7 protein-coding genes and 1 pseudogene are annotated in these 8,986 nt (G+C 46.0%); 7 read left to right on the forward strand and 1 reads right to left on the reverse strand.

Going from position 1 to position 8,986, the window contains the following annotated elements:
- Positions 1-312: electron transfer flavoprotein subunit beta/FixA family protein (locus IQR33_RS03810; protein WP_416222669.1), on the reverse strand; the 312-nt coding region annotated here is incomplete at its 3' end.
- 155 nt (positions 313-467) lie between these two features.
- Here IQR33_RS03810 and IQR33_RS03815 point away from each other — a divergent pair.
- From IQR33_RS03815 to IQR33_RS32245, 7 genes and pseudogenes are all read left to right on the forward strand, one after another.
- Positions 468-2,105 carry an electron transfer flavoprotein-ubiquinone oxidoreductase gene (locus tag IQR33_RS03815; protein ID WP_193837953.1) on the forward strand — a complete coding sequence of 546 codons (1,638 nt, stop codon included), beginning with the start codon at positions 468-470 and terminating at the stop codon, positions 2,103-2,105.
- A gap of 242 nt (positions 2,106-2,347) precedes the next feature.
- Complete coding sequence (locus IQR33_RS03820; RefSeq protein WP_005373297.1) at positions 2,348-3,148, forward strand: ABC transporter ATP-binding protein; 801 nt, start codon at positions 2,348-2,350, stop codon at positions 3,146-3,148.
- Positions 3,148-5,100, forward strand: a complete 1,953-nt coding sequence (locus IQR33_RS03825) for a long-chain fatty acid--CoA ligase (RefSeq protein WP_005373296.1) — start codon at positions 3,148-3,150, stop codon at positions 5,098-5,100. The genes IQR33_RS03820 and IQR33_RS03825 overlap by 1 nt, the downstream gene beginning before the upstream one ends.
- Positions 5,100-5,993, forward strand: coding sequence for a branched-chain amino acid ABC transporter permease (locus IQR33_RS03830; protein WP_005373295.1), 894 nt, complete (start codon positions 5,100-5,102; stop codon positions 5,991-5,993). Before IQR33_RS03825 ends, IQR33_RS03830 begins: the two co-directional genes overlap by 1 nt.
- An 11-nt stretch (positions 5,994-6,004) precedes the next feature.
- The gene (locus IQR33_RS03835; protein WP_005382737.1) at positions 6,005-7,072 is read left to right on the forward strand and encodes a branched-chain amino acid ABC transporter permease; all 1,068 of its coding nucleotides are present in this window, start codon (positions 6,005-6,007) and stop codon (positions 7,070-7,072) included.
- 45 nt (positions 7,073-7,117) lie between these two features.
- A complete protein-coding gene (locus IQR33_RS03840) occupies positions 7,118-8,362 on the forward strand; it encodes an ABC transporter substrate-binding protein (protein ID WP_033906430.1) in 1,245 nt (414 codons plus the stop codon).
- Positions 8,363-8,442: 80 nt separating this feature from the next.
- Positions 8,443-8,986, forward strand: a pseudogene (locus tag IQR33_RS32245) (ABC transporter ATP-binding protein); the annotation flags it as partial.

Genomic DNA, 8,986 nt, shown 5'->3' on the forward strand with positions numbered 1-8,986 from the left:
TAGAGCTTTGAGCAGCTTAGCAACAACTAATGGCTCTATTTTGTCTTCAGTATCGACATGAATAGCGCGATCGGCGCCTAATGCAAGCGCGGTACGTAGTTGCTCCTGACACTGGCTACCGCCGGCACTGACAACGATGACTTCATCTGCAATACCTTGCTCCTTTAGTCGTACGGCTTCTTCAACGGCTATTTCGCAAAATGGATTAATCGTCATCTTGACGTTATTGGTTTCAACATCGCTATGGTCCGCTTTCACGCGAACTTTAACGTAGGGATCAATGACCCTTTTTATTGGCACTAGTATTTTCACGTTAGATTCCTTTTACAGTGAAGACTATGTGTTTACAGTGAAGACGATGTGATGACGTCTTTAAAATGATGTTAATTTACCTTTACGTTTGCGTCAACTTTAAATATATTGTTGATTAACAAGTTGGCAACATGCAAAGAAAAAGGAATGCAATCATGGAAAGAGACTGCATGGAATTTGATGTTCTGATTGTAGGCGCAGGTCCCGCAGGCTTGTCTGCGGCATGTCGAATCAAACAATTAGCAGTAGAAAAAGAACAAGACCTCTCTGTTTGCGTGGTAGAAAAAGGTTCTGAAGTTGGAGCGCATATTTTATCGGGTGCGGTGTTTGAAACGCGAAGTTTGGATGAGCTTTTTCCCGACTGGCAAGAGAAAGGCGCTCCGCTCAATACCAAAGTAAACCAAGATAAAACCTACTATCTAGGCAATGAAATCAATGGTCATGAACTGCCTTCTTGGGCGGTGCCTAATACGTTACATAACAAAGGTAATTACATCATAAGTTTGGGCAGTCTATGCCGATGGATGGCGTTGCAGGCTGAGAACTTGGGGGTGGAGGTCTACCCAGGTTTTACCGCCAGTCAAGCGATCATCGATGAAGATAGTCGTGTTTGTGGCGTGATCACGGGCGATATGGGATTAGATAAAAATGGTGAACAAAAAGGAAATTTCGAACCTGGTATTGAACTGCGAGCGAAGTTTACTTTATTTGCTGAAGGCGCACGGGGGCATATTGGTAAGCAGTTGATTAACCGATTTAATCTTGCTGAAGAGAAAACGCCTCAACACTACGCTATCGGTTTTAAAGAGCTGTGGGAAATCCCATCAGAGCAGCATCAGCAAGGTTTAGTAGTGCACGGATTAGGTTGGCCGTTATCAAATGAAGCTACAGGTGGCAGTTATCTCTACCATTTAGAGGGAAACCAAGTTGCCGTCGGGTTGATTGTTGACTTGAATTATAAGAATCCGCACTTGAGTCCATTTGATGAGTTTCAACGTTTTAAACACCACCCGTTGATTGAGCAATACCTCAAAAATGGGAAGCGTATTAGCTATGGCGCGAGAGCGATCACCAAGGGCGGCTTTCATTCGCTTCCCACGCAGCAGTTTGCTGGTGGCTTGTTAATTGGCTGTGATGCAGGAACACTTAACGGCGCTAAAATCAAAGGCACACACACCGCAATGAAATCTGGCATGCTTGCCGCTGAAGCAGTATGTGAAGCCCTTGAGAGTCAGTCAGTTACTGCTGATTATCAAAAGCATTTCAAACAGTCTTGGCTGTATGAAGAGCTTTATCAAGCACGTAACTTCTCAAGTGGAATCCACCGCTTTGGATCGTGGCTGGGCGGTGGTTTAGCGCTGCTGGAACATAACGTGTTAAAAGGTAAAGCTAAGTGGCATATCCGCTGTGATAAGCCTGATCATCAGTCTCTGTTATTGGCGGAAAACAGCAATGAAATTGTCTATCCGAAGCCTGATGGCGTGTTAAGTTTCGATCGCCTCTCTTCCGTTTATCTATCCAATATCTTCCATGAGGAAGATCAACCATGCCACTTACGACTGGAGAACCAGCGGATCCCTATTGAGCAGAACCTTGAATTATATGCAGAGCCAGCACAGCGCTATTGTCCGGCTGGCGTGTATGAAATCGTACAGGGGGAGCAGCAGCCAGAGCTGCAAATAAATGCGGCCAACTGTATCCACTGTAAGACCTGCGACATCAAAGATCCAAGTCAAAATATTACCTGGACTCCGCCAGAAGGTGGTGGTGGTCCGAACTATCCAAATATGTAAGCGTTTGAGAATAATTTTTATTAACAATTTATTTACTTAAAGTTTGCGTTAGTTCAAATCTTTCTCGATGAACTCGATTGCAACTTAATCTTTCAGGCACTATTCTGATTTTAAATTGACGTTTACGTAAACTGAATACAAAGTTGATGCATAGGTGTAAAAGCGGTTACCAGTATCAAAGTTAGGTTTGATCAAATAGTGCTCAATGGAACGCACTTAAAATAACGAAAGGGAGATCAACTATGGTATCGGAATCGCCTCTGTTGCAGGTAAACGATATTTCATTGGCTTTTGGTGGGGTGAAAGCTTTAACTGACGTGAGCTTCCATGTGAATGAAAAGGAAATTTTTTCAATCATTGGTCCAAACGGTGCAGGTAAAACCTCAATGCTCAATTGCATCTCTGGTCGATACACACCAAACAAAGGCTCTGTAATCTTCGCTGGAGATGACGTAACTAAACGTACACCAAGCCAACGAGCTGAGTTAGGGCTGGGAAGAACCTTCCAAAACTTAGCGCTCTTTTCTCATATGTCGGTACTGGACAACATCATGGTTGGCCGACACCACCTACTGAAAAATAACTTCGTCACGGGGCCACTCTATTGGTTCTCCAATGCGCAGAAAGAAGAGATGGCGCACCGCAAATATGTGGAAGACGTGATCGATTTTCTAGAAATCCAGCACATCCGAAAAGCGACTGCAGGCACGCTATCTTACGGCTTACGTAAGCGTGTAGAGCTTGCTCGTGCCATTGCCTTAAAACCTAAGTTACTGCTGCTTGATGAACCAATGGCAGGTATGAACTTGGAAGAAAAGGAAGACATGGCACGTTACATCATGGATCTGAATGAAGAATTAGATATCACGATCATCATGATTGAGCACGACATGGGCGTGGTCATGGACATCTCTAATCGCGTTTTGGTTTTGGATTTCGGGAAACACATTGCTACGGGTGAGCCTGAAGAAGTGATGGCCAACCCACATGTGAAACAAGCGTACTTAGGCGAAGAGCTACCGACATTAGAGGAGAGTGCATAATGGCACAGCAACATAATGATTGGGCAGATATAACCCGCTTAGATACCTTTCCAAAAGTGTTGCAACACAATGCCAAGAACTGGCCCGAACAAGTCGCAATGCGTGAAAAGGAGTTTGGTATATGGCGAGAGTTCACTTGGAAAGATTATGAAAACCGCGTCAAGTGGATGGCACTGGCACTACGAGATTTGGGTATTGGTGAGCAAGATGTCGTTGGTTTGCTAGGTGATAACCGCCCGGAATGGGTATGGGGCGAGTTAGCGGCACATGCGATCAAAGGTTTCTCGCTGGGCATCTATCAAGATTCTATGCACGAAGAGGTGGCGTACCTTATCAACTATGCAAAAGCAAAAGTCGTGATTGCCGAAGATGAAGAGCAATGCGACAAGCTGCTTGAGCTTGGTGATGAAATTCCTAGCGTTGAATACATTATTTACTGCGATCCTCGTGGAATGCGTAAATACGATGATCCAAGATTGATTGATGTTGAACAGGTCTACAAAAAAGGTCAGCTGATTGATAAAGCGGACCCAGACAAATATCTCAATATGGTTGTTGAAACCAAAGGCAGCGATCTTTCAATTCTTTGTACAACGTCGGGTACGACTTCTAAACCAAAATTGGCTCAGCTACACAGTGGCACGTTCTTGGATCACTGTGCGGCTTACTTGCGTGCAGACCCTCGTTCCCCAGGCGACAACTACGTTTCTGTTCTGCCTTTGCCTTGGATTATGGAGCAGGTTTACGTGGTTGGTCAGGCGTTGATTTCTCGTCAAATCGTTAACTTTGTGGAAGAACAAGAAACCATGATGTCCGACTTGCGTGAAATCGGTCCAAACTTTGTGCTGTTAGCGCCGCGAGTGTGGGAAAACATTGTGGCAGACGTGTCTGCACGAATGATGGATTCGACACCGTTTAAGCAAAAGATGTACAAACTGGGCATGAGCTTAGCCAACAAAGCGTTAGAGCAGGGCAAACGTTCTAAACTCGCCGAATGGATTCTTTTGCGTGCTTTGCGAGACCGTTTAGGCTTTTCGAACCTAACATCTGCTGCAACGGGCGGCGCGGCGATGGGGCCTGACACTTTCCGTTACTTGCAAGCGATCGGTGTACCACTCAAGCAGCTTTACGGTCAAACCGAAATGTGTGGTGCGTACACCGTCCACCAAGCCGATGACGTGGACTATGATTCGGTTGGCGTTGCGTTTGATAATGCAGAAGTGAAAGTCATCAACCCAGACAGCAATGGCGTTGGTGAAATCATCGCGAAAAGTACAGGCATGTTTACTGGCTACTTAAACAACCAAGCAGCATATGATGAAGATGTTCAAGATGGTTGGATGCACACAGGCGATGCGGGCTATTTTAAAGATTCCGGTCACTTGGTGGTGATTGATCGTCTGAAAGATATGTCGGAAACCAGCCACGGCGACCGCTACTCTCCGCAGTTCATTGAAAACAAACTCAAGTTCTCGCCGTTTATTGCAGAAGCCGTGGTGGTAGGTAAAGGTCGACCTTGGCTGTCTGCCATCATCTGTATTCGCTATGCGATCGTCGCGAAGTGGGCAGAGCAACGCGGCTTGGCATTTACCAACTACACCAACTTATCTGCTCAACCAGAAGTGTACCAAGCGATTCGTGAAGAAGTTCAAAAAGTGAACGAATCCCTACCGGATGCACAGAAGATCAGCAAATTCATTCTACTTTACAAAGAGCTGGATGCCGACGATGGCGAGTTAACTCGTACGCGTAAAGTGCGTCGTGGTGTGGTTGCAGAGAAATACGGAGACATCATCGAAACCATCTACAGCGACGATCCAAAAGTCGATGTCGATACAGTGATCACTTATCAAGATGGCACTAAAACACGCATTCAAACGTCGCTAGTTATTGAAACGCTTATTGAGCATGAGCCAACACTAGTGGATAGCGAACAACGGAGGATCGCATAGTGAATACGGATTTATTACTGCAACTCGTCATTAATGGCGTGATCGTTGGCATGTTGTATGGCGTTGTCGCCATGTGCTTTGTATTGATTTACAAATCGACCCAGGTGGTCAATTTTGCTCAGGGTGAGTTCTTGTTGATTGGCGCGTGGGTATGTTGGGCGGCATTGGTGCACCTACAGTTACCGTTCTTTATTGGCTTTTTACTCACGCTCGCGTTCATGATGATTTTTGGTATCGCCGTGCAAACCATTGTGCTCAGACCGTTGATTGGTGAACCGATTATTTCTGTGATCATGGTGACCATCGGTCTATCGATGTTTTTCCAAGCGCTGATGAAGTGGATATTTGGCGTCTCTGCTGTGTCGTACCCGCAAGTGTTTGAAACCAACGTGGTGAATATCGGAGGTTTGAATGTTGAGTTTGCTTACATTCTGAGTTTGATCTTCTCAATGCTCATCATGGGCGCGTTTTACTGGTTCTTCAAATTCAGCAAAATGGGTCTGGCAATGCGCGCAACGGCATTTAACCAGCAAGTAGCCCAGAGTCTTGGCATTTCCATCAAGAAAGTGTTCGCCATCAGTTGGGCCATTTCGGCAATGGTATCTGCAACAGCAGGGATTGTTATCGGTATCGTTAACGGCGTATCTGACGCGCTATCCATTATTGGTATCAAAGTTTTCCCAGCCGTTATTTTAGGTGGCTTAGATTCGGTAGTCGGCGCAATTGTCGGTGGTATCACCATCGGGGTGCTAGAAAACTTGGCTGAGTTTTTTGATAGCCAATACCTGCAAGTGGGTAACCTGTACAACATCGCACCATTCTATGTGCTGTTAATCATTCTTGCCTTCAAGCCATATGGCCTGTTTGGTACCAAAGATATTGAGCGTATTTAAGGAGAAATAACATGGCTCAACTTAGCATGCGCCCATGTGGGGATTTTCGAACCACATACAAAAGCGATACGCCAATTTTTGAAACCAAAACCATCAGAAGCCTTGCGATTGCAGGTGTCATCGCCATGCTGGCAGCACCGCTGGTCTTGGATATTTACTTCCTAAACCTGTTTATTCAGATTGCATACCTCGGTATCGCGGCATTGGGCTTAAACATTCTGGTTGGTTTTACCGGACAAATCTCGCTAGGTCACGGTGCGTTCTTTGGCTTTGGCGCCTTTGCATCGGCTTGGTTAAATAACCAGTTTAACATTCCAGTCGTGTTTGCGATTCCGCTCGCGGGTTACTTAACCATGATTGTGGGGATGCTGTTTGGTCTGCCAGCGGCTCGAATTAAAGGTTTATACCTAGCTATCGCAACGTTGGCGGCGCAGTTTATTCTAGAGGACTTCTTTGCTCGCGCAGATTGGTTCAGTGGCGGCTCATACGGTGCTAGCGCGAACCCAATTAATTTGTTTGGCTTTGAGTTTACGACTGACGAAAGCTTTTTCTATATCGCTCTGTTTGCGCTGATCTTCATGTATATGTGGGCATCAAACTTAATCCGTTCTCGTGACGGTCGCGCGTTTGTCTCAGTACGAGATCACTATCTGTCAGCAGAGATCATGGGCATCAACCTAACTAAGTATCGTCTGCTCTCATTTGGAGTGTGTGCATTCTATGCTGGCATCGGGGGCGCACTCTACGGACATTATCTAGGGTTTGTATCAGCAGAAGGCTTCACCATCATGATGTCTATCCAGTTCTTGGCCATGATCATCATTGGTGGCTTAGGCTCAGTCAAAGGTACGCTGATGGGTACGATATTTATCGTACTTCTACCTGAAGTTTTAGAGTTTGGCGTAACGGGGCTTTCAGCGTTTGGTGATACCACCGCTTTCACTGATGGTCTGGCTTACTTCAAAGAAATGGCGATTGGTTTAGTCATCATGCTGTTCCTCATTTTCGAACCTCAAGGATTATCGCATCGCTGGCAACAGATTCGAGCATATTGGAAACACTATCCGTTCTCATATTAACGTGGAATTAAGTGGAATATACCTCAATAACAAGGACAACGAGTTATGAACAAAGGACATTTAGCGACAACGTTGGTGCTGTCATCTGCACTGTTTACTACCACAACTTGGGCAAAAGATTCTGTGTTTGTCGGGCAATTAGTCGACTTTTCTGGACCAACTGCCTATGTGAGCAAGCCTTATGGTTCTGGCGTGCGAGACGCATTGCGTTGGATTAACCAAAACGGTGGCATTAACGGTACCGAGCTCGAATTTGAAACAGTAGACATGGCGTACAAAGTACCAGTGGCGATTTCTAACTATAAACGTTGGGTGGCGCGTAAAGACATGGTTGCGCTGCAAGGTTGGGGTACGGCGGATACCGAAGCACTTATTTCGTTTGTCACCAAAGACAAAGTGCCGGTGTTCTCTGCTTCTTACTCTGGTCACTTAACTGACCCAACTGGCAAAAACCCAAAAACCGCGAAACCAGCGCCTTATAATTTCTTTTATGGTGCGTCGTACTCAGATGCGTGCCGTGCGCTAGTTAAGTGGGCGAAAGAAGATTGGGAATCTAAGGGCAATCAAGGTGCGCCGAAATTTACGCACATTGGCGATAACCATCCATTCCCGAATGCGCCAAAAGAAGCGTGTGCAGAGTACGCCAAAGAGCTTGGTTTTGATGTGCAAAACCCAGTCGTTGTGTCACTAAAACCAGGGGACTTCAAAGCGCAATGTTTGTCGCTGAAAGAGTCAGGCACCAACTACGGTTACATTGCCAATATCGGTAGCTCGGTTATCTCACTAGTGAAGTCTTGTAACACGGTTGGGACAGAGTTCCAGTACATGGCAAACATTTGGGGCGGCGACAAGCCAGTGCTTGAAGCAGCAGGCGATGGCCTTAAAGATTACGTTTTCCCAGGTATGACGGCGTTTTGGGGAGACGATAACGAAGGCATGAAGCTGGTTCGTGAGATTTCTAAGCAGTCTGAATCAGAGCCGGGCGAATTCAGAACTCACCATTACATTCGCGGTATTTGTTCTGCGTTCTATATGAAAGAAGCAATGGAGTGGGCGAAAGACAACGGTGGTATCACAGGTGAAAACATCAAGAAGGGCATGTATGTCCATGACAACTGGGTACCACAAGGCTTAGAAGGTGTTTGTGTCCCTGCGAACTGGAAACCGGAAGATCACCGAGGCACAACAACCGTGAACGTCTTTATGGGCAACAACGATGGCGGCGCAGTTGATATTAAGAAAGTATCTCAGGTGACATTGTCACGTCGTGACGATTGGCTAGGTTACTAATCTACGACTTATTAATAACAAAGCTTACTGAAAATAAGGATGGGTGAGAGAACACTCTCACCCTAGCAAGGAGTAGCTTGATGGCTGAATTAGCAACGAATATCGAACCGGCAGAAATACTGCTTTCAGTGAACAACATTGAAGTCGTCTACGACGAAGTAATACTAGTACTTCGCGGTGTGAGTTTAGAAGTTCCAAAAGGGCAGATTGTGACCTTACTGGGCGCCAACGGTGCGGGTAAATCCACAACGTTGAAAGCCATTTCTGGTTTATTGAAAACCGAAGATGGTGAAGTGACGCGCGGCGAAATCAACTTCATGGGCGAGCGTATAGACAACAAAAGCCCGGAAGAGATCGTCCGTTCGGGCATCTTCCAAGTTATGGAAGGGCGCCGAATTGTTGAAGATATGACGGTAATAGAAAATCTTCGCTTAGGCGCTTATACACGCACTGACAACGAAGTTGAACAAGACATCGAAATGGTGTTTGACTATTTCCCGCGACTCAAAGAGCGCACTGGCCTGGCGGGCTATTTGTCTGGCGGTGAGCAACAAATGTTAGCGATTGGCCGAGCGTTAATGGCTCGACCGAAGATGATTTTGTTGGACGAACCGTCTATGGGGC

It is taken from the genome of Vibrio sp. OPT46 (assembly GCF_015163535.1).
GTDB classification, from domain to species: domain Bacteria; phylum Pseudomonadota; class Gammaproteobacteria; order Enterobacterales; family Vibrionaceae; genus Vibrio; species Vibrio alginolyticus.